Origin of the sequence: Mycobacterium hackensackense (assembly GCF_025822555.1) — a bacterium.
Lineage (GTDB): Bacteria > Actinomycetota > Actinomycetes > Mycobacteriales > Mycobacteriaceae > Mycobacterium > Mycobacterium fluoranthenivorans.
In genome coordinates this window covers 1,022,864-1,047,665 of record NZ_JACKUC010000029.1, presented here as the reverse complement: position 1 = coordinate 1,047,665, position 24,802 = coordinate 1,022,864, and the positions used below count along the sequence as shown (strand labels likewise).

General features: G+C 67.2%; 24 protein-coding genes. 16 read left to right on the top strand and 8 right to left on the bottom strand.

Translation table 11 applies throughout. The features are described 5' to 3' along the window. Positions 1 to 47: 47 nt before the first annotated feature. Genes H7J86_RS08100 through H7J86_RS08090 form a run of 3 tightly spaced genes read right to left on the bottom strand, consistent with a single transcriptional unit; the run spans position 48 to position 1,517 of the window. Positions 48 to 467: a SufE family protein gene (locus tag H7J86_RS08100; protein WP_267290309.1), complete on the bottom strand. Its 420-nt coding sequence runs from the start codon at positions 465 to 467 to the stop codon at positions 48 to 50. Beyond that, positions 464 to 1,348 carry a sulfurtransferase gene (locus H7J86_RS08095; protein ID WP_187098582.1) on the bottom strand — a complete coding sequence of 295 codons (885 nt, stop codon included), beginning with the start codon at positions 1,346 to 1,348 and terminating at the stop codon, positions 464 to 466. The genes H7J86_RS08100 and H7J86_RS08095 overlap by 4 nt, the downstream gene beginning before the upstream one ends. Before the next feature lie 13 nt (positions 1,349 to 1,361). After that, on the bottom strand, positions 1,362 to 1,517 hold the full coding sequence (locus H7J86_RS08090) for a hypothetical protein (RefSeq protein WP_267290307.1): 156 nt from the start codon (positions 1,515 to 1,517) through the stop codon (positions 1,362 to 1,364). Between H7J86_RS08090 and H7J86_RS08085 the strand changes: the two genes are divergently transcribed. Continuing rightward, positions 1,516 to 2,415 carry a DUF4333 domain-containing protein gene (locus H7J86_RS08085; RefSeq protein WP_267290305.1) on the top strand — a complete coding sequence of 300 codons (900 nt, stop codon included), beginning with the start codon at positions 1,516 to 1,518 and terminating at the stop codon, positions 2,413 to 2,415. The genes H7J86_RS08090 and H7J86_RS08085 overlap by 2 nt on opposite strands. Before the next feature lie 3 nt (positions 2,416 to 2,418). On the opposite strand, the gene H7J86_RS08080 is transcribed toward H7J86_RS08085, so the two are convergent. From H7J86_RS08080 to H7J86_RS08070, 3 genes are read right to left on the bottom strand one after another with little or no spacing between them, the layout of a single operon-like run. Next, complete coding sequence (locus H7J86_RS08080; RefSeq protein ID WP_267290303.1) at positions 2,419 to 3,066, bottom strand: Maf family protein; 648 nt, start codon at positions 3,064 to 3,066, stop codon at positions 2,419 to 2,421. After that, positions 3,067 to 3,309: an acyl-CoA carboxylase subunit epsilon gene (locus H7J86_RS08075; RefSeq protein WP_235632778.1), complete on the bottom strand. Its 243-nt coding sequence runs from the start codon at positions 3,307 to 3,309 to the stop codon at positions 3,067 to 3,069. It lies immediately after the preceding gene. Between the two features lie 14 nt (positions 3,310 to 3,323). Then, a complete protein-coding gene (locus H7J86_RS08070; RefSeq protein WP_090355893.1) occupies positions 3,324 to 4,961 on the bottom strand; it encodes an acyl-CoA carboxylase subunit beta in 1,638 nt (545 codons plus the stop codon). Between the two features lie 102 nt (positions 4,962 to 5,063). Between H7J86_RS08070 and H7J86_RS08065 the strand changes: the two genes are divergently transcribed. From H7J86_RS08065 to H7J86_RS08045, 5 genes are all read left to right on the top strand, one after another. Then, complete coding sequence (locus H7J86_RS08065; protein WP_267290301.1) at positions 5,064 to 6,248, top strand: glycosyltransferase; 1,185 nt, start codon at positions 5,064 to 5,066, stop codon at positions 6,246 to 6,248. Between the two features lie 126 nt (positions 6,249 to 6,374). Further along, positions 6,375 to 7,055 (top strand): acyltransferase, encoded by a 681-nt coding sequence (locus H7J86_RS08060; protein ID WP_090355889.1) that lies wholly within the window; start codon positions 6,375 to 6,377, stop codon positions 7,053 to 7,055. After that, entirely contained in the window at positions 7,055 to 8,179 is a 1,125-nt protein-coding gene (locus tag H7J86_RS08055; RefSeq protein WP_267290299.1) for a glycosyltransferase family 4 protein, read from the top strand. Before H7J86_RS08060 ends, H7J86_RS08055 begins: the two co-directional genes overlap by 1 nt. Next, positions 8,172 to 9,341 (top strand): polysaccharide biosynthesis protein, encoded by a 1,170-nt coding sequence (locus tag H7J86_RS08050; RefSeq protein ID WP_187098590.1) that lies wholly within the window; start codon positions 8,172 to 8,174, stop codon positions 9,339 to 9,341. Before H7J86_RS08055 ends, H7J86_RS08050 begins: the two co-directional genes overlap by 8 nt. Next, positions 9,338 to 10,519, top strand: coding sequence for a glycosyltransferase (locus H7J86_RS08045; protein ID WP_267290297.1), 1,182 nt, complete (start codon positions 9,338 to 9,340; stop codon positions 10,517 to 10,519). The genes H7J86_RS08050 and H7J86_RS08045 overlap by 4 nt, the downstream gene beginning before the upstream one ends. On the opposite strand, the gene H7J86_RS08040 is transcribed toward H7J86_RS08045, so the two are convergent. Beyond that, on the bottom strand, positions 10,496 to 11,923 hold the full coding sequence (locus H7J86_RS08040) for an O-antigen ligase family protein (protein WP_267290295.1): 1,428 nt from the start codon (positions 11,921 to 11,923) through the stop codon (positions 10,496 to 10,498). The genes H7J86_RS08045 and H7J86_RS08040 overlap by 24 nt on opposite strands. A 249-nt stretch (positions 11,924 to 12,172) precedes the next feature. Here H7J86_RS08040 and H7J86_RS08035 point away from each other — a divergent pair, with 249 nt between their 5' ends. The 10 genes from H7J86_RS08035 (at position 12,173) to H7J86_RS07990 (ending at position 24,093) form a co-directional block, all read left to right on the top strand. Further along, positions 12,173 to 13,633, top strand: a complete 1,461-nt coding sequence (locus tag H7J86_RS08035; protein WP_267290292.1) for a tyrosine-protein kinase domain-containing protein — start codon at positions 12,173 to 12,175, stop codon at positions 13,631 to 13,633. A gap of 3 nt (positions 13,634 to 13,636) precedes the next feature. Further along, the gene (locus H7J86_RS08030) at positions 13,637 to 14,932 is read left to right on the top strand and encodes a lipase family protein (RefSeq protein WP_090355877.1); all 1,296 of its coding nucleotides are present in this window, start codon (positions 13,637 to 13,639) and stop codon (positions 14,930 to 14,932) included. Continuing rightward, positions 14,929 to 15,657: a YveK family protein gene (locus H7J86_RS08025; RefSeq protein WP_090355874.1), complete on the top strand. Its 729-nt coding sequence runs from the start codon at positions 14,929 to 14,931 to the stop codon at positions 15,655 to 15,657. Before H7J86_RS08030 ends, H7J86_RS08025 begins: the two co-directional genes overlap by 4 nt. Before the next feature lie 7 nt (positions 15,658 to 15,664). Continuing rightward, positions 15,665 to 16,945, top strand: a complete 1,281-nt coding sequence (locus H7J86_RS08020; protein WP_235683580.1) for a lipase family protein — start codon at positions 15,665 to 15,667, stop codon at positions 16,943 to 16,945. 13 nt (positions 16,946 to 16,958) lie between these two features. Next, positions 16,959 to 18,260, top strand: a complete 1,302-nt coding sequence (locus H7J86_RS08015) for an acyltransferase family protein (protein ID WP_267290290.1) — start codon at positions 16,959 to 16,961, stop codon at positions 18,258 to 18,260. Further along, the gene (locus tag H7J86_RS08010; protein WP_235683581.1) at positions 18,257 to 19,489 is read left to right on the top strand and encodes a lipase family protein; all 1,233 of its coding nucleotides are present in this window, start codon (positions 18,257 to 18,259) and stop codon (positions 19,487 to 19,489) included. Before H7J86_RS08015 ends, H7J86_RS08010 begins: the two co-directional genes overlap by 4 nt. A 476-nt stretch (positions 19,490 to 19,965) precedes the next feature. After that, positions 19,966 to 21,414, top strand: a complete 1,449-nt coding sequence (locus tag H7J86_RS08005; protein ID WP_090356294.1) for a sugar transferase — start codon at positions 19,966 to 19,968, stop codon at positions 21,412 to 21,414. 66 nt (positions 21,415 to 21,480) lie between these two features. Then, complete coding sequence (locus H7J86_RS08000) at positions 21,481 to 22,752, top strand: lipase family protein (protein ID WP_267290288.1); 1,272 nt, start codon at positions 21,481 to 21,483, stop codon at positions 22,750 to 22,752. After that, the gene (locus tag H7J86_RS07995) at positions 22,749 to 23,564 is read left to right on the top strand and encodes a biotin--[acetyl-CoA-carboxylase] ligase (RefSeq protein ID WP_267290286.1); all 816 of its coding nucleotides are present in this window, start codon (positions 22,749 to 22,751) and stop codon (positions 23,562 to 23,564) included. The genes H7J86_RS08000 and H7J86_RS07995 overlap by 4 nt, the downstream gene beginning before the upstream one ends. A gap of 10 nt (positions 23,565 to 23,574) precedes the next feature. Further along, positions 23,575 to 24,093, top strand: a complete 519-nt coding sequence (locus H7J86_RS07990; protein ID WP_090355866.1) for a PH domain-containing protein — start codon at positions 23,575 to 23,577, stop codon at positions 24,091 to 24,093. On the opposite strand, the gene H7J86_RS07985 is transcribed toward H7J86_RS07990, so the two are convergent. Beyond that, positions 24,048 to 24,734 (bottom strand): GtrA family protein, encoded by a 687-nt coding sequence (locus H7J86_RS07985; protein ID WP_267290284.1) that lies wholly within the window; start codon positions 24,732 to 24,734, stop codon positions 24,048 to 24,050. The genes H7J86_RS07990 and H7J86_RS07985 overlap by 46 nt on opposite strands. Positions 24,735 to 24,802 lie beyond the last annotated feature (68 nt).

Below are 24,802 nucleotides of genomic sequence, written 5' to 3'. Positions count from 1 at the left end.
ACGGGCTCAGCGCGCCGGCCGCGGGATGAGGGCTCAGCGAAGCGGACTCACGCCGTCTGTAGGCGCCGTTTGATCCGGGCGAGCATGGCAGACATCCCGCGCAGGCGTAGCGGGCTGATCAACGCGGCCAGCCCCAGATCGGCGTAGAAGTCGTCGGGCACGGCCAGGATGTCGGATGCCGACTGGCCGTCCAGCCCCGCCGCGAGGATGGCGGCGAAGCCCCGGGTGGTCGGGGCCTCGGCCGGTGCGCTGAAGTACAGGCGCACGGCGTCCCGGTCGGCCGCGTCCACATCGAGGAACAACGGTGACTGGCATTCGGGAACCGGCTCCATCGCCGCCTCTTCGAGGTGGGCGGGCAGGGGTGGCAGCTCATTGGCGAACTCCAGCAGCAGCGCAAGCTTGTCCTGGCCCGCCATCTCCTGGAACTCGGCGACCACCTCGGCGAGTGCGGAGGGCATCGCGCTCATACCGAACCGGGCTCTTCTCCCACCGCCACCGGCACCCGCACGGCGTTACCCCATTCGGTCCACGAACCGTCGTAGTTGCGTACCCCGGGCAGCCCCAGGAGGTGGGTCAGCACGAACCAGGTGTGGCTGGACCGCTCGCCGATGCGGCAGTACACGATCGTCTTGTCGTCGGCGCCGAGGTGACCGTAGAGCTTCTCCAGTTCGGCGCGGCTGCGGAACCGGCCGCTCTCGTCGGCGGCCTTGGCCCAGGGGATCGACACCGCCGTCGGGATGTGGCCGCCGCGCAGGGCGCCTTCCTCCGGGTAGTCGGGCATGTGGGTGCGCTCGCCGGTGTACTCCTGCGGGGACCGGACATCGATGAGCGGTTGGGTGCCCAGCGCGGCGAGGACATCGTCGCGGTACGCCCGGATGGGGCTGTCATTGCGTTCGACCGTCGGATATCCGGTGGTCTGCTTGGTAGGTACCTCCAGCGAGGTGTCCCGGCCGTGCGAGACCCACAGGTCGCGGCCACCGTCGAGCAGGCGCACGTCGGGATGCCCGAAGAGGGTGAACACCCAGAGTGCGTACGCGGCCCACCAATTGCTCTTGTCGCCGTAGATCACGACGGTGTCCTCGCGCGAGATGCCCTTGCGGTTCATCAGGTCGGCGAATTGGGCGCCGTCGATGTAATCGCGGACGGTCGGATCGTTGAGGTCGACATGCCAGTCGATCTTCACCGCACCCGGGATGTGGCCGGTGTCGTAGAGCAGCACGTCCTCGTCGGACTCGACGATGGCGAGCCCGGGGCGGCCCAGGTTGGCCGACAGCCAGTCAGCGGTGACCAGGCGTTCCGGGTGGGCATAGGCGGCGAGGGCAGGATCGGGATCTGCGGCTAATGGCACGCTCCGAGCCTACTCACGCAGCGTGGCGCGCGGGAGGACAGGCCTGATCCAGGCGGGCCGCCGACAGCGAGCCGGGGGACTGCCCGAAGTCACCGATTTCTCGCGGCGCGCACCGGTGGGCGGTCGGCTCACCGTCGCGGCCGACGGTCAGGGCACAATGGGCGGCCATGGGCGTGAGAGTGATCCGAGTAACAGGTGCCGGGATCGCGGCGGTGGCGACCTGCGCGGCGATCGCCGCCTGCACCAGCACGGTGCCCGGGCAACCCGCCGCCAGTGGCACGCAGACGACGACCAGCGGCGCGCCCGGTCAGCCCGCGAGCGGCCCGCGGGTGGCCAAAGAGGCGCTGCAGAAGGTGGTCGTCGATCAACTCGCCCGCTCCGGGGTGACCCCACAGTCGGTGGCCTGCCCGCAAGATCTGATCGGACAGGTGGGGCAGTCGGTCCGTTGCGATGTCACCGTCAGCGCGGTGAACAGTTTTCAGATCGCCATCGCGGTGACGGGCGTCAAAGGCAGCGAGGTGAACTACGCGATGACACCGTCGGTGAGCCAGAGCCAGCTCGCGGTGTCGGTCGCCGACATGGTCAATCGTTCGACCCAGACCGCCCCGGACGCGGTGACTTGCGAATCGGACCTGGACGGCAGGGTGGGGGCGACGGCGTACTGCAATGTCACCGTCGCGGGGGCGGCCACCCGACAGGCGGTGGTGGTCACCAAGGTGCAGGGCCTGGCGATGGACTACGGACTGGCGGCGGCCCAGGGCAGTGATCCGGCGCAGCCGCCGACGGGCACCCCGCCGCCGGGGCCCGGTGGCGGCCCGGTGCTGGCGCCCAACGGTGGCCTGGGCGCGATGCTGCCCAAGGCTGTCGCCGAAGGCGCGTTGCTTGCCCAGTTGCGGCAAACCGGCCAGGCCCCGGATTCGGCCAGCTGCGCCGGTGATATGCCCATCTCCGTCGGCGCCACGTTGCCGTGCACCGCGGTGACCGCGGGCCGGGGCCAGAACTACCTGCTGGTGGTGGCTTCCGTGGTGAACGGCAGCGCCACCTTCAAAGTGCTTCCAGCACAGTAATTTTCAGCTGTGCTGTGGCGTCGGATTGGCAGTCCACAGGTGCGCCACGCTCAGCCCCAGCCGCGCCAGCAAGGTGCGCAGCAAGGGGAGGCTGAGCCCGATCACGTTCGACGGATCACCCTCGATGCGGTCCACGAACCAACCGCCGAGCCCATCGAGGGTGAACCCGCCCGCCACCCAGAGTGGCTCGCCGCTGGCCAGGTAGGCCTCCAGGTCGGAGGGTTCGGGGTCAGCGAAATGCACTGTGGTGGAGGCCGTCTGGGCACCCCGGCCGACGACCTGGCCGTCGCGCATATGCAGGACGGAATGTCCGGTGTGCAGGATTGCGGGACGGCCCGCGCAGGACTGCCACTGCGCCCGGGCCGCCTCGATGCTGCCCGGTTTGCCGCGCAGCCGGCCGTCGACTTCGAGCATCGAATCGCAGCCGATCACCACGCAATCCGCGGCCGTGTCGGCATTCAGCGATCCGGCCACCCGGTCGGCTTTGGCGCTGGACAGGGCCAGCACCACCTCCGCGGCGGGCGCGCCCGGCAGGGACGCCAGGATGGCGTCCTCGTCCACATCGGAGACCAGCACCACCGGTTCGATACCGGCCTGGCGCAGCACGCCGAGCCGGCCCGAGGACGCGGAGCCGAGGACGACCCGCGTCATCTAGCGCCGAATGTGCGTGCGCTCCAGCAGAGTCACCCGCTGCCAGCTGTGGATCTGGTAGCGCAGCTTGTCCACCGGGTGACCCCACATGTCCAGAGACGGCGGTGTGGTGTCGACGGGACCCCCACCGGCCGCGGACAGCACGCCGATCAGGGCGGCGAGCTCCTCCGGGGTCGGGTTGCCCTTGAGCACCTTGATGTGGGGCTCGTGCGTGGCGGTCTCTGCAGTTTCGGGTTCGGGCACCGAGCTCTCCCCGCTCACAGTGGAATGTTCCCGTGCTTCTTCGGCGGGATCGTGCTGATCTTGCGCTCCAGCAGCCGCAGCGCGGTGGCCACATAGCCGCGGGTGTGCGACGGCGGGATGACCGCGTCGACATAGCCGCGCTCGGCCGCGACGTACGGGTTCACCAGGGTGTCCTCGTAGTCCTGCTGCAGCTCCAGGCGCAGCGCGTCGACGTCCTCGCCCTTGGCGGCGGCGTCCTTGAGTTGGCTGCGGTACACGAAGCCCACCGCACCCGAGGCGCCCATCACGGCGATCTGCGCGGTCGGCCATGCCACCACCACGTCGGCGCCCATGTCCTTGGATCCCATCACGCAGTACGCGCCGCCGTAGGACTTGCGGGTGATCACGGTGACCTTGGCGACCGTCGCCTCGCCGTAGGCGTACAGCAGCTTGGCGCCGCGGCGGATGATGCCGTTGTACTCCTGGTCGGTACCCGGCAGGAAGCCCGGCACGTCGACCAGCAGCACGATCGGGATGTTGAAGCAGTCACACGTCCGGATGAACCGGGCCGCCTTCTCGGAGGCGTTGATGTCCAGGCAGCCGGCGAACTGGGTGGGCTGGTTGGCGACGATGCCGACGGTGCGGCCGTCCACCCGGCCGTAGCCGATGACGATGTTGCCCGCGTACCCGGCCTGCACCTCGAGGAACTCGTCGTCGTCGAGGATGCGCGAGATGACCTCGTGCATGTCATAGGGCTGGTTGGGTGAATCCGGGATCAGCGTGTCGAGTTCGAGATCCTCGGCGGTGAGGTTGTCCTCGATGGCGCCCGGGTGCGGCGGCGCCGGGAAGCGCGGCGGATCGGCGTAGTTGTTCGACGGCAGGTAGCTCAGCAGATCGCGGACGTAGTCGAAGGCGTCCTGCTCGCCGGAGGCGACATAGTGCGCGGTGCCCGACTTGGCCATATGGGTGTGCGCGCCGCCGAGCTCCTCCATGGTGACGTTCTCGCCGGTGACGGTCTTGATGACGTCCGGGCCGGTGATGAACATCTGGCTGGTCTGGTCGACCATGACGATGAAGTCGGTCAGGGCGGGGGAGTAGACGTGCCCGCCGGCCGCGGCACCCATGATCAGCGAGATCTGCGGGATGACGCCGGAGGCCAGGATGTTGTTGCGGAAGATCTTGCTGTACAGGCCGAGCGAGACCACACCCTCCTGGATGCGGGCGCCGGCGCCGTCGTTGATGCCGATCAGCGGGCGGCCGGTCTTGATGGCCAGCTCCTGGACCTTGACGATCTTCTCGCCGTACACCTCGCCGAGGCTGCCGCCGAAGACCGTGGCGTCCTGGCTGAAGATGCACACGTCGCGGCCGTCGATGGTGCCGTAACCGGTGACCACGCCGTCGCCGACGGGACGGTTGGACTCCAGCCCGAAGTTGGTGCTGCGGTGTTTGGCCAGCGCGTCGAGTTCGACGAACGACCCCTCGTCGAGCAGTGCCAGCACGCGTTCGCGAGCGGTCAGCTTGCCCTTCGCGTGCACCTTCTCGACGGCTGCCTCGCCGACGGGGTGCTTTGCCTCCTCGGCGCGCTTGCGCAGGTCAGCCAATTTGCCGGCGGTGGTGTGGATATCGATTACGTGCGGGGCGGCCGGTGCGGGAGGATCGGTAACGCTCGTCATGGTCCCGATATTAACGGTTCCCTAAGAACGCGGATAGTTGGGTGCGGTTTGGGCGTTTCACGCCGGCTTGCCCCAGAGCCCCGGTTTTGTAGGGTGGCTGCCATGGTGGGCGCCAACTGGCCCGTTCACCTGGAGAGGAACGCCCACGTGAAGGCTCAGCGCCGCTACGACGGAGTGGATGGACCCCGCGTGGTCATCGCTCACGACTACCTGACGCAACGTGGTGGGGCCGAGAAGGTCGTGTTGTCGATGAGTCGGGCCTTTCCCGATGCGCCGATCTACACGTTGCTCTACCACCCGGCCGGTACCTACCCCGAATTCGCCGATCGCGATGTGCGGGTCTCGCCGCTGAACCGGATCCCGGTGCTGCGCAAGCACCACCGCGCGGCACTGCCGCTCCTGCCCGCGGCGGCGTCGTCGATGTTCGTCGACGCCGACGTCGTGGTCACCAGCAGCAGCGGCTGGGCCCACGGGTTCCGCACCAACGGCGCCAAGCTGGTGCACTGTCACACGCCGGCGCACTGGCTGTACACGACGGACATGTACCTCAACGACGAGGGCGACGGGCTCAAACGCGCGCTGTTGAAGGTCGCCGGGCCGCCGCTGAAGGCGTGGGATCGCCGCGCAGCGGGGACGGTCGACCGGTATCTGGCGGTCTCGTCGATGATCAAAGACCGGATCCACGACGTCTATGGCATCGACGCCGACGTCCTGCCCTCGCCGGTCGCGATGCGCACCGATGTCGAGGTGGAACCGGTCTCGGAGGTTGAGCAGTGGGGCAGCGGTGACCAGCCGTTCTATCTGTGTGTGTCCCGGCTGTTGCCGTACAAGAACGTCGACAAGGTGGTGCGGGCTTTTGCCGGCAGCGACCGTCGGCTGGTGGTGGTGGGCCGAGGCCCCGAGGCGCGCCATATAGAGCAGATCCGCACACCGAACGTGGCGCTGCTGTCAGACCTGACCGATGCGCAGATGGCCTGGCTGTACCAGTCGTGCCGGGCGCTGATCGCGGCCAGCTACGAGGACTACGGTCTGACGCCGATCGAGGCCGCGGTCTGGGGCAAACCCGCCGTGGTGCTGCGGTGGGGTGGATTCCTGGACACCGTGGTCGACGGTGTCACCGGGACGTTCTTCGATGAGCCGCAGGCCGATTCGATCGCCGCGGCGTTGGACCGATTCGACGCCCAGAGCTTCGATCCGCAGGTCATCCGCAAGCACGCCGACCAGTTCACCGAGCAGCGCTACGCCGAGCGTCTGCACGAGGCGGTCGACGCGCTCGTCGCGCGGTGAGGAACACCCGGCCGCCGGGTTCCGGCGCGATCGCCGACTCGCAGCGACGACCCCGGGCATGCGGCCGACGGATCGGCGCACCGGTCGCTATGGTTGACGCGATTCGTCGACAAGGAGCAGTGATTCATGTTTCGTGAACCGGCTTCAGCAGATCCGGCTGATATAGCCCGGAAGAAGGCCGCCGCCCCGGCGCTGAGGATGGCGCCGGAGTCGGAATGGGTTCTCGACGAGAACAACCGAGTGATCCAGTACAAGATGCAGGGCATCGGTTTCGTTCCGAAGGCGAAGAACCGCATCGGCGAGTTGGTGTTCAACCTCTTCGTCACCTACATCCCGTCGCACACCATCCGGCTCGGATTCCTGCGGTTGTGCGGGGCCAAGATCGGCAAGCACACCTCGATCCTGCGGGGTACCACCGTCCTCGATCCGGCCTATCTGACCATCGGTGACGGGGTGGCCATCGGCTTCCGCTGCATGCTGGACGCACGCGCCGGCATCTATATCGGCAACCAGGTCACGATCGCCAGCGATGTGCAGATCATCGGTGGTGGCCACGACGTCAATCACCCGGACTTCCTGCCGGTGCCGATTCCGACGGTCGTCTGTGACTACGTGTGGATCGCCAGTCGGGCGATGGTCCTCCCGTCGCTGATCGGCCGCGGCGCGGTGGTGGCCGCGCAGGCGTTGGTGACCAAGGACGTCGACGAGTTGAACATCGTCGGTGGGGTACCGGCCAAGGTGATCGGCAAACGGGATCCAGACGTGTTGCTGTACACCAACACTCGCCGACCCCCGCCGTTCTACTGATGGGGCGTCTGCTCGGTGGTCCACTGCAGGACCACCGCCTGGTCTTCGTCGCCCCCGACGAAGGGCAGACCGCAGTAGGTGACTACGCCCAGGACCTGGTGGAGGCGCTGCGCCCGCATTTCGGCGAGGTCGTCGAGGAACGCACCGCCGGCCCGGGCATCGACACCTTGGCCGACGTGCGTCGGCATCGGGCCCGGGTACGCACCCTGGTGGCCGACGGGCCCCCCGGCCGGACCCTGGTGCATGCCGAGCTGTCGACCGGGGTGATGCCCACCTTCTGGGCGGTTGCGGGCCTGTCCGGGGTACCGGTGACCGCCACCATCCACGATCCGCCCCAGGGTTTGTGGTTCCTGGCCCGGCCGCGATTCATCGCCAACTCACGGTTGCTCACCCACGGCATCCACTACCCCTTGCGCCCGTTGTCGCGGGCCATCGAGGGCCGGGTGTACGGGGAGCGGACCCTGATCGCGCTGACGGAGACGGGGCGACAGTCGATCGAACGCACCTACCCGCGTACCCGCACCGCTTACATCCCGCACCTGGTGCGGGAGCGGCCCGTCATCGCGCCCGCCCAGGATCGTCCCAAGGCAGTCGGATTCTTCGGATTCGTCTATCGCGGCAAGGGTTTCGAGCAGATCGCCGAGATCCGGGCCCAACTGCCCGACGATATCCTGATCCGGGTTGCCGGCCGCGGCACCGAGGACCTGCCCCGGGCCGACGGTATCGAGATTCTCGGCGGGGTCGACGGTGCCGCCGAGGACGCGTTCTTCGCCTCGGTCCGGGCCATCGCGCTGCCGTACGGCAAACGCCATTTCTATGCCGAGACCTATCCCGCCTCCGGGGTGGTGGCACACGCGATGGCCTACCGCACCCCGGTCGTCTGCACCGGTTACGGCTCACTGGCCGAACTGGATCCCGAACACGGCGTGGTGGCCGTTCCGCCGGGAGCGGATCCCGGCCGCTTGGCGACCGAGATCAGGACGCTCCTGAATGACGAAACCCGGCTGACCGAGTTGGGTGTGAACGCCGACCGGACCCGGCAGGAGCGTTCGCCCGCGCGCACCGCCGAGGCGTTCGTGGCGGTCTGGCAACAGCTCCTCGACAGCAGGTCGGCCGGTGTCTGAGACGGGCGAACCCGTCGTGGACAAGCCGGGCTCGCAGCATCTGACCCACGCCTTGTGGGCGGCGTTCTGGATGTACGGCGGCCGCGCCGGCGGGATGGTGTGGACGCTGGCGCTGGTCGGTCAGCTGGGTATCGCGGACTACGGCAAGTACGCCATGGCCTACGCGGTGTACTCACTGATCGGGTCGCCGATCGACAACCTGTTCGTGGTCCGGTCGGTGCGGGAGTCGGAGGAACATTTCCTGTCCGACCGTGCCACCCGGTACCTGCTCGGCGTCGGCTTCATGGCTGTCGGTCTGGCGCTGCTCGAGGTGAACTACGTCGCCGCCTTCGGGTTGTTCGTCTCCGGCGGCGAGTTGACCTTGAAAGCCTGGGAGAGTCGCTCACTGCGCGACGGTCACCCGCACAAGGCGGCGCAGATCGACACCGGGCGGCAGTTCGCGAGCGTGGTACCGGCCTGCATCTACCTGTTCGCGGTACCGCACCCCACCCTGCAGGTCGCGACGTCCATCCTGGTCGCGCCGTACGTGCTGACCGCCCTGTGGGTGGGGCCCATCGCGTTGCGGCACCGTCCGGGCATCCCGGGCTCACCGCGGTTGATCGCCATCCTGGTCGGCGAGACGTTCGCGATCATGGCCGGTGTGCAGGGTGATCTGCTGCTGCTCGGGTGGCTCACCAACAGCACCACCGCCGGCTATTACGGCATCTGCACCACGGTCACCCTCGCGATCGTCGCGGTCGGCCAGACCTTCGGCATGTCCTACAACCAGGCGCTGCGCGACGGCGACGGTCATGTGTCGGCCGGCCCACCACTGAAGGGCACGGTGTTGCTCGGGGTGGCGGCCGGAGTGCTGGTGCTCATCACCGGTCTGGTCATGATGGTGGTCCCCGCGGTGCCGGAGGAACTGGCGGTCGCGATGACCATCATGTCCCTGTTCTGCGCCATGCGGACGATCAGCACGGTGTTCCAGGCGGTGCTCTACAACCAGCATCGGGACGGCGTCCGGCTGATCGCCAATTTCAGTATCGTCCCGATCAGGCTGGGCCTGGTGGCACTGCTGGTGGGGGCCGGAGCGGTCGGCGCGGCCATCGCCGCCGTCATCACCGACGCCCTGCTGTTGGCCATCTATGTTCGCGTGCTGTACCGGAAACCGGTGGCATGACCCCAGACAAGACGAACCCAGACAAGACGAACCCAGATAAGACGAACCCCGACAGAGCGACCGCCTGTTTCCTGCTGTCCAAGGACCCGGTGGCCGACCACGGCGGCGACGTCGAATTGTCCCGTCTGGTCATGGAACTGGCCGCCCAGACCTTCGAGGTGTCGGCGATCTGCCTGTCCCACGAGCCGGCGGGGACGCTGGCCTTCGATGGGGTGCCGCTGGTGCGGGTGGCCAAATCGGGTGTGCAGCCCCTGCGTCTGCTCCTCGATGTCGTGCGGACCCGGCGGAGTCTGGTGCACGCCCGGTTCGACAATGACGACCTGGTCGCGGCGATAGACGCCGCCGGTGCGGACATCTACGTCGCCGAGCACAGCTATATGGCTGAATCCTTCCTGCGCAGCTCGCGGATGGGAAAGTCACGGTTCGTGGTCAATACCCACGTGAGTGAATCGCTGGTGTGGCGGGCGACCCGAGGGGTGCTCGGCCGGCTGCAGGTCGGGAGGTTGCTCCACGACGAACTGAGGGTGGCTCGGGCCGCCGATGCGGTCGGTACCTTCGACGCCGAGGAAGCGCAGTTCTATCGCTCCCACGGGGTGCGCGATGCGCGTTGGATGGATATCACGCTGCCGCCGGGCAAACAGGTCGCCGTGGCCTCGACACCGCGTCGGCTGGTCTTGATGGGCACCCGGGACTGGCCGCCCAACCAGGAGGCCTTCGAAGAGGCACTGCGGCTGTGGCCGCGGATCGCCGAAGGGATCGACGGTGCCGAGTTGTGCGTGATCGGCGCCAAGGCTGCCAACGCCCCCGAGCCCCAATATCCGCCCGGTGTACGGGATCTGGGCTTCGTCGACGACCTTGCCGGCTTCCTCGGGACCTGCCGGGCGATGATCGCGCCGATCCGCACCGGCGGGGGAGTGCGGGTGAAGATCCTGGATGCGGCGCGCATGGGGCTACCCGTGGTGGGGACCACCGCCGCCGTCGGCTCCCTGGGGGAGCTGTTGGGGCTCGGTGTGTTCGACGGGGACGCGGCATTCATCGAGCAGTGCCGAAAGTACTTGCTGGACAACGCCGAAGCCGCCGAGGCGGGTGACCAGCTGTACCGCCTCAACCAGCGATACTGGACCGACCACCGGCCGCACCGGGCGGTCGCCGAGCTATTGGGCGGTCGTAGCGGGTAGTTTGGGCTGTTGTGCCGCAACAGGTTTCGACATAGGCGCAGCTGCCACCTTTGGTGAGTCGAGTGCACCCTCTTTACGTTGCTCGTCGGCGTATTGCAGGAACGTCAAGAAGAACGTGTACATGAAGGCCATCTGTGCGATCACCACGACCGGGTGGTCCAGGTTCAGGGCGATGATCGAGAACGCCATGAACACGCCGCCGAAGAACGCGTGCGGCAGCGAGTCGCTGCGGATCAGTTTGGCGGCCACGACGCACCCGATGATGATGACCGCCACAAAGGACAGACCGGCGACGAGTCCACCGCGGTGTACCGCGATCAGCGGTGCGTTGGACACGAAGTTCTCGGTGAATGCGTACGGTCCGTCTTTGAATTCACGCAGTGACCAACCGCGCCCGAAGATCCAGTGATCCCCCAGGCGCATGGGGAATTCGCGGATCGCGGCGATGCGGTCCGATGCGCCGGCGTCGTTCTCGCCCAGTGAGCCCGTCAGCCGTTTTCGGACCGCGGGGATCGACATCGCGGCCGCGAATCCGACGAACAGGGTGGCGATCATGAGCTGCCGGTCACGGGACCGCATCTTGTGGAAGATGAAGACCAGAGCAACGCCGACCAGGACGCTGGACAGTGCCGCGCGGCTCAGCGTCAGCACGATGCACACCGACAGCAGGCTCATCAGAGTCACCCGCTGCCATCCGGTGAACAAGATGGCGGCGAGCGCGATACCGATCACCAGGCCGATGCCGGCGGCGTTGGGGTCCGCCCACATTCCACCCAGGCGTTGGAAGGTCTCGCTACCCTCGCCGACGTCGAACCGGCCGCTCTTGGGCAGCGTGTGGGTACCGCCGGTGATGTAGAACCGGTCGGCGGCGTAGTAACCGATGATCGAGAACGGCGCGTAGACCCACTTCGTCGTGCCCTGCGCCACCGCGATGGCGCCCATCACGCCGCTGAACGTGCAGGAATAGACGACAGCCTTGCCGATCCCTCTCAGCTGGTCGTTCGGGAGCGCCAGCAGGACGAACATGAAGCCTGTGGCGATACCCCACTTGGCGAAGTCCATGATGTTCACGGGCGCGGAGAACGTCACGATCATCGACAGGGCGGACATCAGGATCAACACGAGAACGGCCGTCATCAGCGGCGATCGCCGCCGCACCGCCCGCGGATACAGCAGGAAGGCCAGCACGGACCCGCACCCGAGCACCAGATAGATCGGCAGGTGAACGCCGGGGAAGTACCCGAAGGGAAACGCGGTGACGAAGATCACCGTGCCGTAATACAGCCACAGCGGATGACGCATCCCGATATAGACCGCCACTATCAGGGCCAACAGGCCGGCGATCGCGATGACCGCAGGTTTGCCGCCCAATGCGACGGCAATCGCGGCCAGCGGTCCCAGCACACAGGCGGCAACCCCCGCACCAATTTCAGTTCGTGAATATGCGGGCAGCTTCAATGTCGATTCATCTCCTGCCAGATCTGCGGTCCCCCTCGCACCGAACTATCCTCGCATTGTCTTCGCTGGATTCGCCACAGGGACTGTGTGCCTGGGAGGTGTCTCCGGTGTGTTTTGCTAGGCGAGGGCGCTATCGTGAGGGCGTCATGGTGACCAAAGAGCGAACGGAGTGCCCAGTTGGCTGTCGGTGATTATGTGCGGATTTTTCGCCGGCTCTGGTGGGTTGTCCTGCTTGCGGCGGTGATCGGTGCCGGTGTCGGCGCTGTGTTGCACCAATTCTCCAAACAGGAGTACACCTCCACAGCAAGGCTTTTCGTCAGTACGCAGAGTGGTACCGGGGTCGGCGACGCTTATCAGAACAACTTGTTCTCGCAGGAACGGGTGTTTTCTTATGCGGGGCTCGCCACCAGTGAACAGGTTGCGGCGCGGGCAATCGACCAGGTGAAAGCGCCTATCACCGTCGAAGAATTGCGGGCGAAGATCACCGCGGTTCCGCTGCCGCAAACGGTGTTGCTCGACATCACGGCAACAGATCCGGATCCAGCCACCGCTCAGCTTTATGCCAATGCCATTGCCGATCAACTCGTCAAGGTCACCGGTGAATTGGAGACATCGCGCCGCGGCGGTGAGTCTGCCGCCGGCGCCATTGTGGTCGATGACGCGAGTTACGGTAGCCCGGTCAAGTCCACCGGCCTGGTCACCCGCATCCTTCTGGGTGCCCTCGCCGGACTGGCCATCGGGATTGTCCTGGCCGCGATCATCGGCGTCGCGGACACCCGGGTGCGCCGCCGGGAACGCATCGAAGACGTCACCGACAGCGCGCTGATCGGCACCCTGGTGGAGAACAACGGCGGCCCGGGCGTCATCGACCTCGCCGCGGGTGGTGTGGCCGTGGAGCGGCTGCGCGAACTGCGCACCAACATCCAGTTCGCCCGCACCGGGGACGGTGCACACCCGCACGTCATCGCCATCACCAGCCCGTCGGAGGGGGACGGCCGTTCGACCACCGCCGCCGACCTGGCCGCGGTGCTCGCGGAATCGGGTCACTCGGTACTGCTGGTCGACGGCGACCTGGTCGATCCGTCGCTGCCGCAGCTGCTGGGTGTGTCCGAGGCCGAGCACGCTCAGGCGGCCGAGAAGGGGCTCACCACCCTGCTCGACAGGCAGTCCACCCTGGCTGAGTCGACCATCCGGGTCGGCGATTTCCGGTTGCTGCCGGCCGGTCCGCTGCCCGCCGCGCGTCGCCAGTTGTGGGGCGATGACGCAGCCGCCCAGGTGATCGAAGAGCTGCGCGTGCACTTCGACTACGTGCTCATCGACACGCCGCCGTTGGTCAAGTACTCCGACGGCACCGTGCCCGCGGCGCTGGGCGATGGTGCCCTGCTGCTTGCGCGGATCGGTCACACCAAGGCGGCCGCCTTACGCAAGGCGTTGACCGTCTTGGCGACCGCCCATGCCGAGCTCATCGGCGTCGTGGCCACCGGTGAGCCCGCGAACCGCAAGGATCGTGCCGAGCGCAAGGCCGAGGCGCCGGCAGCCGACAGTGGGCGCGACAGCGGACAGCCCACCGAGGTGATCGGGCAGTTGCCGGTTGTCGCGGCGGACCAGGAATCGGGTCAGCCACGCCATCGGGCTCAACTGGGACAACCGGAGTAATCCATGCAGTCGCTGCGCCTGGGGCGGCTGACCGCGCTGCTGGCCGGTTCTCTCACCGTGCTCGTGGTGGCCTCCTCGGTCAGCGCCTGTTCGACCGGGGCGCCCCGCCAGGCCGAGCGGCAGGACGCTCCCGCAATCAAGACCTTCGCCCCGCAGTACGAGGGCAAGCCGCAGCTTGCCCCGCCGGACATGACCGACGACGGACCGGGATCGTTGGTCTCGGTCGAGCCGATCAAGGGTGGGGCTGAACTGCTCGACGAGGACGGCGCCACGTACATGCGCGTGGTGTACCGGTCCACCTCGGGGATCGACGGGACGCCGACGGAGGTGTCTGCGGCGATCGCCATCCCGGCGGGCGTTCCGCCCAAGGGTGGCTGGCCCGTCATCGGCTTTGGGCAGGGCACCAAGGGTGTGCTCTACAAGTGCGCATCCAGCTTGTTCCCGAACCTGCCGAAACAGGCCTGGTCCATGGACCAGTTCATCAAGGCCGGGTATGCCGTCACCGCCAGCGACTTCCAGGGTTCTGGGGTGAAGGGGTACGCCCACCCGTTCCTGGATGCGAAGACTTACGGCTACAACATCATCGACTCGGTGCGCGCGGCGCGTCGTGTCGGCGCCGAGATCAGCGACAAGTGGATGACCTACGGACACTCGGCCGGCGGCCTGGCCGTGTGGGCGGCCGCGGAGGAAGCGCAGGAGTACGGCAAGGGTCTGAATCTGCTGGGCACCATCTCGATGGCGCCGGCGGCGGATATGTCCGGTCTGGCCGATGCGGCATGGAACGGCACCCTGACCAACGAGCAGCGGGTCACCATGGTCTACGCCCTGCAGTCGATCAAATGGTTCCACCCGGAGATGAACCTGGACGACTTCCGCTCGGGGGTCACGGCGGCGAACTGGGATCTGATTCTCAACTGCATCCCGACCGACTTCGACCAGGTGGGGCGGGTCTGGGAGACGATGACCAACGCCGACCTGAAGCCCAAGACCTACGAGGACGTGGTGTGGCTGCGTGAGCAACTCGCGGCCCGCGCGGTGCCGAGCAGCCAGCGCATCGACACCCCGTTGGTGGTCGCCTACGGCACGCAGGACGGCCTGGTCAACCAGGCCTGGTTCGAGACGGCCATCAGCCGGGCCTGTGCGGCGGGCAGCAACCTGGAGATCAAGAAAGACCCCGGCAAGGGGCACGCCGACCTGGACCAGGCCTTCGTGATGGGTTGGCTCAACGATCGGCTGTCGGGGGTCCCGGCTCCGCCGAGCAACTGCGCGGACTGGCAGAAGACGGAACTCCCCAAGTGAGGGCCCCGGTCGAGGTACCGCGGCTGCGCGACTACGCCTCGATGCTGGCGCGGGTGTGGCTGATCATCCTGGTGGCCACCTTGCTGTCGGCGGGCGCGGCCGTCGCCGCGGTCAAAGCGCGACCGGCCAGCTACACGGCCTCCGTCGAAGTGTTCGCCACCGTCGCGGGCGACCCGAGTACGTTCGCTCTCTACTACGGCGGCATGGGCGCGAAACTGCGCATACCGAGCTACGTGGAGCTGGCGAAGTCCAGATTGGTCGCGCAGCGTGCCGTGCAGGAACTGCAGTCGACGACCCCGCCCGAGGAGCTCGCCTCGCGGGTGTCGGCGGAATGGGTGCCCGGTGGGGCGGACGCGCGAGGCCGGGCGAATTCGGTGTTCATGCGTGTCACCGTCACCAACTCGAACCCGGAGACCGCGGTCAAGGAGGCCAACGCCATCGGGAGCAACCTGGTGACGTTGTCGAAAGAACTCGAATGGTTCGAGTCCAAGTTCAACGACGATATTCAGTACAAGGGCCCGCTTGCGGAATTGTTGCCGGTCGGTGTGGCGAAGACGGCACAATTGGTGCCGACCCCGATCCTGGGGCCGATGTCGATCGGCGCGGGGGTCGGCCTGGCGGTCAGCGTGCTGATCATGCTGGCGGTCGAGATCGGCCGTGGCACCGTGGGCACGCGCGGGCAGCTAAATTACATTGTCAAACTTGCGACGCACCGGAAGACGTAGGAGCTTTGTGAAATCTGCGAGGACCGCTGCGCGTGCGTTGACGGCGAGTGCGCTGGCCGCGATGGTGGTGTTGACCGGCTGCAGCGCCGCCAAGACCGGTGAGCCGGCCCCGCAGTCGTCCGGCGGCGATCACGAACTCCACCTGCCGGCGGACTATTCCGGTGAGGGTCCGGGAACGCTGCGCAGTGCGATCACGCTGCCCACCGTCGACCGCCGGATCATCCGGGCCTCCGAGGTCGCGGCCAGGATCAGTTACGTCTCCACCTCGGGCATCGACGGCAGCCTTCAGACCGTCACCGGCAGTGTGTTCGAGCCGCTCGGCCGCCCGCCCGAGGGCGGCTGGCAGGTCATCGTCTTCGGCCACGGCACCGTCGGGATCCATTCCGACTGTGCGCCGTCGTTGTCGCCGTCGTTGTCCGGTGCGGCCGATGCGATCCGGGCCTTGTTGTTGCTCGGTTATGTGCTGGTGGTGCCCGACTATCAGGGACTGGGCTCCACTACCGGTTACCACCCGTACCTCGATGCCACCACCGAGGGCTACAACATGATCGACGCCGCACGGGCCGCCCGGAAACTCCTCCCGGCCGCCTCGGACAAGTGGGTGGCTTTCGGGGTGTCGCAGGGCGGTCAGGCGTCCTGGGCGGCCAACGAGCTGAACGCCGCGTACTCCAGCCCGGACCTCAACCTGGTCGGTTCGGTCAGTGTGTCACCGGCGGCCGATTTCTCCGGGCTGGCCGACCTCGCGATGGCCGGGGCGCTGACGCCTCAGCAGTCGATCGCGATGGTGCTGATCCTCACGACGCTCAAGACCGAACATCCCGAGTTCAACCTGGACGATTACCGTCGCGGCGGTGCGCAGGCGAACTGGACTCTGCTCGCCGGGTGTTCGGCCGATTCGACCGAGAAGCGCATCGATGTCGCCAGCTCGCTGTCGCCCGATGACCTGCGTCCGGCCAGTGAGGCGGCCACCGACCAGCTGCGCACGTACCTGATCCAGATGAGCGGGCTGCCCCGGTCACCGGCCGGCGTGCCGTCCTTGGTGCTGCAGGGTGACCAAGATCAGCTGATCCCGGTGGCCTGGACCGACGCAGCGGTGCAGCGAGCCTGCGATATGGGCAGTGTCATCGCGTCGTTCGTGGCGGTCGGCCGTGGCCACGGGGACTTCGATCCGACCGAGGCGCTGGACTGGATCCAACAGCGGTTCAGGGGCGATCCGCCGGTCAGCACCTGCACGATCGAGGGCGGCCCGTCCATCCGTAAGGTTCCTCAGCTGACGTTGCCCGAATGATTGAGCCTGAATGATGAGTGAGAGAGCCGAGGCTGAGCGGCCCGCTGAGCTGCCCATCGAATCCCAGGTGATCGCGAGTTCGCCGACACACCGACGGGTCGTCGGGCTGGACGGCATCCGCGGACTGGGCTGTCTGGCGGTCGTCGTCGGCCACGTCGGCGAGTTCTACACCCCGGTCACGCATCACAAGGCGCTGCTGGATGTCCTGGGGCTGGCGTTGATCCTGTTCTTCGTGCTCAGCGGCTTCCTGCTGTTCCTGCCGTACGTGCGCAGGCTGACCAAGCCGGGTGCGGACATGCCCGATACCCGCACCTACTTTCTGCACCGGGTGTTCCGGGTCTTCCCGGGGTATGTGGTCATCTTCCTGATCTGCAACTTCGTGTTCCGTGCGGTGTACGTCGACAATCCGACGACCCAGCTGCCGGGCACCCAGCACGGCACCGGCATGATCACCGATCCCGGTAAGCTGCTGGCCAACCTGACCCTGGTGCAGACCTATATCCCGGACTACGTCCAGACCGGCATCAACCCGTCCTGGTCGCTGACCCTGGAGATCGCGTTCTACCTGTCCCTCCCGCTGCTGGGCCTGTTGATGTTCGCGTTGCGCCGGCGGTTGAACGTCGCACCGCTGAAACTGGCGTTGGTGGCCCCGGCCATCCTGCTGGTGGTGGCCTATATCGGCCGGGCCCTGACCCCGTGGGTGTACGAGCACGTCAACGTGCACAACTTCACCCCGGACGGCGGGACGTACATGCCCGACATCTGGCTGCAGAACTGGGGCCCGAACCTGGCCGCGGTGTTCAGCCGCAGCATCCTGACCAACGCCGACCTCTTCGCCTACGGCATGCTCGCGGCGATCCTGTTCGTGGCGATCGAGCAGGCCGTCATCGGGGAACGGGCGGCCAAGTGGATTCACCGGGCGGCGATCCTGGGCATTCCGGTGTTCGGTGTCTTGACGCTCAAGCTGGTCAAGGACCTGAGCCCGTTCGGCTACGGCGTTCTCGGCATCGTCTCCGCGCTGTTCATCATGATGGTCATCCTGCCGCTGGCCTGGGGCGCCCCATCCAGATTGGCGCGGTGGATCGATGCCCGGCCGTTCTATTTCGTCGGGCTGATCTCCATGTCGGTGTACCTGTGGCACTACCCGCTGCTGTTGCTGCTGGGCCGGTTCAACCTGGTGGCCGGTGACACCTGGGGCGGCATGTTGCGCAACATGGCCGTCGTCACCGTCGTCACGCTGGCGGTCGCGACCGTCACCTACTACCTCGTCGAGAAGCCCGGGCTGGATCTGGCGAAACGATTCCGTAAACGGTGAAACGCCGAAAGCTGTTGTGGGCAGCGGTGATCGCCGTTGTCGTCGTGCTGACCGCAGGACTGCTGTTGGCGGTGTCCCCGTCGGTACGGCAGTTCGTCGGATTGCAACCCGGTCCGGAGGATTCGCAGCCGATCGCGACCGCCGACCTCAGTGGCACGGGGCCCGGGACACTCGTCAGCGCCGTCACCATGCCCGCGTTCAACCGCCGCCTCACCGGCGCGCCGATTCACGCGGCCCGGGTGGTCTACCGCTCCACCGAAGGTGATACCGGCGCCCCCACGGTGGTGTCCGGTTCGGTGTTCACACCCAGCGGCCCCCCGCCGCCCGGTGGCTGGCCCGTGATCGCCTACGGGCACGGCACATTGGGCATCGACGAGCCGTGCGGGCCGTCGCTGTCACCCACCTTGTTGGGCGCTGTCAACTGGGTGACCAATCTGGTGGCCGCCGGCTATGCGGTGGCCGTGGCCGACTACCAGGGCCTGGGTAACCCCGGGGTGCATCCGTATCTCGATGCCCGCACCGCCGGGCTGAATGTGATCGACTCGGTGCGGGCGCTGAGGCGCACCTTCGACGGTGTCTCGGAGCGCTGGGCCGCGCTGGGCGGCTCCCAGGGCGGCGGCGCGGTCTGGGCCGCGGGGGAGCAGGCGGCGACCTATGCGCCGGAGATGCTGCCCGTCGGGGTGGTGGCGCTGGCGCCGGCGGCGGACGTCGCGGGCCTGGTCGATCTGGCGGTTCAGCAGAAGCTGACCCGCGAGCAGATGCCGACGCTGGCGGTGATCGTGGAATCGCTGGCACGGCTGCATCCCGACATCAACCGGGACGACTATCGCAGCGGGATCGCCGCCGAGAAGTGGGATGTGCTGGTCGCCTGCAGTGGCGACAAGGTCCACGAGCGGGAATCGGTGATCAATCGCCTGCAGCCGGCGGACATCGCACCGCATTCACCGGAGGCGGCCGACCGGTTGCGCGGTTACCTCAAGGCCTGGGCGCTGCCGCAACGGCGGCTGTCGGCGCCGATGTCGGTGGTCTACGGGGGCAAGGACGAGTACATCGCCCCGGCCTGGACCGAGGACGCGATGCGGCGGGCGTGCGACCTCGGGGGCGTGGTGACAGCGGACTTCCAGGCCGACAAGGGGCACGGTGATCTCGACTTCGCTTCCCAGGTCGACTGGCTGGGCGAGCGTTTCGCCGGCGCCCCGGTCACCGACGGGTGCGTCGCGCAGCCCTGATCCTGGGCTGCCCCCGCAGTGCTCCATCGCTGCCGGAAATGCCTGGCCGTGGAGTGCTTTTTCGGGCGTGACGTTTGCCAAAAAGTAGGCCGCCGACACCGGCCCGACTGAATCGTTCTCAAGTGATTCTCGATACGTCCGCGGTTTATGCGGCGAATTGCTTTGACGGCGGGTTTCTGGCAACTAGCATTCCCGTTGCGGTTGCAGAACTTTTTGTCTGTGGTGAGATAAGCCTCAGTCCAGCTGTTCCTGGTAGCTCCCAGTCGGCATGATTGCGGACGCACTGGCAATGTTGCACCGCCGTACTAGTGGCTAGCAAACCTCTGCAAAGATGCTCCGTCGGCCTGAAACGTGTGTAATATGAAGAATCTCGCCACGATGAGAGGGAATTAGCGGTGGCACTGGTTTCTAGTGATACAACTGCTCTCGGACAGTTTGCTGAACCCCGGGACGCGACCTCGGTGCAATCGCCGCTGGTGGCGGTTGCCGACCGTTCGCAAGGACTGGCATGGCAACGTCGCTACGTCATTGCCCTGACGGTCTCCGATGTGGTCGTCGTGGGTGCCGCTATGGCGTGTGCGCAGATGGTCCGGCTGGGGCGCCCTGTTACCCAGTTCGACCCGCTGACCATTTACTTCGGCTTGTTGTCCGTGATCTTCGGCCTGATGTGGCTGGGCATGCTGGCCGCCTACGGAACCCGCTCGCCGCGGATCGTCGGCGCCGGGACCGAGGAGTACCGACGGGTGCTGTCGGCCACCATGTCGACCATCGGCGTCGTCGCCGTCACCGTGATGATCTTCCGGCCGGAATACGCCCGCGGTTACCTGGCGGTGGCGTTCCCGCTCGGCCTCGTGCTGTTGATGATCAGCCGCAGCTTGGCTCGCCGGGTACTGAGCTGGTACCGCAAGGGCGGCCGCTGTGTGAACTCGGTGCTGGCGGTCGGCAGTCCCGCGGCCGTGCAGAGCCTCGTGCAATCCCTGGGCCGCGCGCGTGACTACGGCTATTCGGTGGTCGGGGTGTGTCTTACCGGTCATCCCGCCGGCGGCACCATCGACATCCCGGGAGTCGGGTCGCTGCCGGTCCTGGGCAATGAGCACAGCGTCGAGACGGCGCTGGCGGCCAGCGGTGCCGACACCGTCGCGCTGACCACCACCGATCACCTCGGCCCGGCCGGCGTGCGGGAACTGTCCTGGGACCTGGACCGCCTCGGCGTGGACCTGGTGGTCTCCCCGGGCATGGTCGACGTGGCAGGTCCGCGCCTGACCATGCGGCCGGTGGCCGGCTTGCCCCTGATCCACATGGAGCGGCCGCAGTACAGCGGAACCAAGAAGCTGCAGAAGCGCGTCTTCGACGTGGTGGTGTCCCTGGGCGTGCTGATGTGCGCCGCGCCGTTGATGATCCTGAGTGCGATCGCCATCAAGCTCACCAGCCGCGGCCCGATCTTCTACTGCTCGGAACGTATCGGCATCGACGGCACCCCGTTCAAGATGATCAAGTTCCGCACGATGGTGGTCGATGCCGACAAGCAGGTCGGCCGACTGAGTGCACTCAACGACTTCTCCGGTGGCGTGCTCTTCAAGATCCGCGAGGATCCGCGGGTGACACCGGTGGGCCGCATTCTTCGGCGCTACAGCATCGACGAGTTGCCGCAGTTCTTCAACGTCCTCGCCAAGGACATGAGTGTCGTCGGTCCGCGGCCGCCCCTGCGCTGCGAGGTCGACGCCTACACCGAGCAGGTGCGTCGCCGTCTGCTCGTGCTGCCCGGGATCACCGGACTGTGGCAGGTGAGTGGCCGTGCAGACCTGTCCTGGGACGACTCGGTTCGGCTGGACCTCTCTTACGTCGAGAACTGGTCGATCAGCAGCGATGTGCTCATCGCGTTCAAGACGGTCCGCACGGTCCTGGGCGGGGCCGGCGCCTACTGATCGGACGCGTCGTCCGGCTGAAATCGCACGAGAGCCGTCCCGCTCGGCTCCGGTAATGTGGCTGGAATGTGGCGCCCGTCGGTGAATGGCCCGGCGGGTTGGGCCAAGGCCATCCTCGCACTCGTCACCGCGATGGCGTTCGTCATCGGCGGCGTGCAACTGCTGCCGCTCGCGGTGCCCGCGGCGACCTGGCTCGTCAACGCCTCCTACAACGCCTTCTCATCTCTGCAAGGTCCGCCGGTGCCGGTCACGACGGCGGACTTCTCCGGTTCGGGTCCGGGTTCGTTGGTCACGGCCACCACGATGCCGTCGGTGACGCAGACCCTGGCGGGCCGCAACCTGCGGGCGGTGCGTGTCGTCTATCGGTCCACGTCGGGGGATACCGGTTCACCCACCGTGGTCTCCGGTTCGGTGTTCACACCGTTGGGTGCACCACCCGCGGGTGGGTGGCCGGTGGTGGCGGTCGGCCATGGCACGGTCGGTATCGACGGGCCCTGTGGGCCGTCCCTGTCGCCGTGGCTGGAGGGTGCACTGAGCTTCGTGGCGCCGCTGGTCGAGCGGGGTTACGCCGTCTCGGTGGCCGATTACGAAGGCCTGGGCGTCAAGGGGCTGCACCCCTATCTGGACGCCCGGACGGCGGGACTGAACATGATCGACTCCGTTCGGGCGCTGCGGCACGCGTTCCCCGGGCAGACGTCGACCACATGGGCCGCATTCGGTCATTCGCAGGGCGGCGCCGCCGCGTGGGCGGCCGATGAACAGGCCGGCGGGTACGCACCCGAACTGCAGCTCATCGGTGCGGTCGCGGCCGCACCCGCCGCAGACGTGACGAAATTCGTCGACTTGGCGGCGGCCGGCACGCTCAGCCGGGAACAGCGGCTGAGCATGACGCTGATCGTCGAGTCGCTGGCGCGGCGCCATCCCGATCTCAATCGGGACGATTTCCGCACCGGCGTGTCCGCGCAGGACTGGGCGGTGCTGACCGCGTGTCAGGGTTCGGAGCTGATGCAGAGGTCTGCGGTCGCGGACAAGCTGACCGGGTCGGAGTTCGCGCCACGTACCCCGGAAGCTGCCGCGATGTTGCGAAAGTTCTTGCAGCAGTGGGCACTTCCGCAACGTGCCCTGTCTGCCCCGATGTCGGTGTGGTACGGCGGCGCGGACGCCTACATCAATGCGGAGTGGACGCGCGCCGCGATCGCGCGAGCCTGCGCCATGGGCGGCACGGTGACCATCGAGTTCCAACCGGGCAAGGGACACTCAGACGTCGACCTGGCGGCGCAGTTGCAATGGCTGCTCGACCGTTTCGCCGGTCGACCCGTGCACAATGACTGTCGATGACTGCTGACACTCACCGGGCTCCTCTGGATGCCGCGGTACTGCGTACGAAGATCACCGCGGCCACGTCCGGGTGGCGGCGTCTCGACGTCGTCGAGACGACCGGCTCCACGAACGCCGACCTGGTCGCCCGTGCGGCCGCTGGCGAGGACATCGGCGGTGCTGTCCTCCTGGCCGAGCATCAGACGGCCGGACGAGGCCGCGGCGGCCGGGTGTGGTCGGGCGTTCCGAGGGGTTCGATCGCGATGTCGGTCGGTGTATCGACCGCGGGGGTCGACGAGCAGAACTGGGCCCTGCTGCCCCTGCTGACCGGGGTTGCCGTGGTCGAGGCGCTCGACGAGGTCGGTGTGGCCGGCTCGCTGAAGTGGCCCAACGACGTACTCGTGGACGGGGCCAAGATCGCCGGCATCCTGGCCGAGGTCGCCTCGCCGCAACGGGCGGTCGTCGTCGGGATCGGCCTGAACGTGACCGTCGGCGCGGACGAGATCGATCAGCCGGGCGCAACCTCGGTGCTCGCCGCCGGTGGCACCGTCGACCGTGATCAATTGGTGCTCAACGTACTTCGGCACCTCGGTACGCGTATCGAGGAATGGCGCGGCGGGGGCGGCGGTGTGCTGGCCGATTACCGGCGGCGCAGCAGCACGATCGGCGCGCGGGTCCGGGCGCTGCTGCCGGGGGACCGTGAGATCGTCGGCACCGCCACCGGAGTCGACGACCGCGGCCAGTTGTGCATCGAGTCGGCGGATGCAACGGTGACGGTCGCCGCCGGTGACATTGTGCATTTACGGCCCGCTCCGGGAGCTGCCGAGCAGTAAGGTCGTCTGCGTGGGTTATCCGGACAATGTGCTCGCCGGTGACGAGCGGGTGGTGCTGCACCGGCACCCGCACTGGAAGCGGTTGATCGGACCGGTTCTGGTGCTTCTGATCGTCACCGCGCTGGCCTCGTTCGGTGCGGCCGTCGTGCAGAACTCCGACTGGGACGGCACCGTCAAACGGGTCGTGCTGCTGGTGCTTGCCGCGCTGTGGTTGATCATCGTCGGGTGGCTCACGGTGTGGCCGTTCCTCAACTGGTGGACAACTCATTTCGTGATCACCGACCGGCGGGTGATGTTCCGGCACGGGCTGCTGACCCGGTCGGGGATCGATATTCCGCTGGCGCGGATCAACAGTGTGGAGTTCCGGCACGGGCTGCTGGACCGGATGCTGCGCACCGGCACGCTGATCATCGAGTCGGCGTCACAGGACCCGCTCGAGTTCCACGACATTCCGCGGGTGGAGCAGGTCCACTCGCTGCTGTATCACGAAGTCTTCGACACCCTGGGGTCCGAGGAATCGCCCAGCTGAGCCGAGCGGCGCGACCGCCGCAGCGGCGTGACCGTGCCGGTCGGGCCGGACTTCTGTGCACTGTCGCCGAGATGTCCGTGCTCGTGCTGGTCCTCGAACGCCTCGGCGATACCGCCCGCGGTCAGCGTGGATTCCAGCGTCTTCTCCGGGTTGCGGGCGTTCTCGTCGGGGAAGACCCACCGCCGGAAGGCCCAGAACCGGAAAGCCATCTGCAGCAGGTTGCCGATGACGTAGGCCGAGACGAAGTCGGCGATGTTCTCGACGGTCAGGGACACCTCGGGCACGCGCAACTGGAGCATGTAGCTCGACACCCACAGCGGTGCCATGCTCAGCAGCACGCCGACGCCACTGACCGCGAAGAACAGCAGGGCCTCGTGGTGCCGCTCCCGGCCGCCGCGGTCCTTGAAGCTCCACTCCCGGTTCAGGATGTAGGAGGCGATGACGGCGACGATGCCGGCGATGATCTTGGCGGTCACCGGCTTGGGTTCGAGCACCGTCAGCTTCAGCGTGTAGAAGATCGCCGAGTCGATGACGAACGTCGTCGCACCGACCAGTGCGAATTTGATCAGCTCGTGGTGCCGCTCGGCGAACGGCCGGATCGGGCTGGGAAGCCGCGCGATCGTGGCATCTGCAAAGGACACGAGGGTCGAGTCTACGGAAACTCGGTTGCCAACGTGAACCTGCGCAGGTCGCGGTGGGTGCAGAGCCG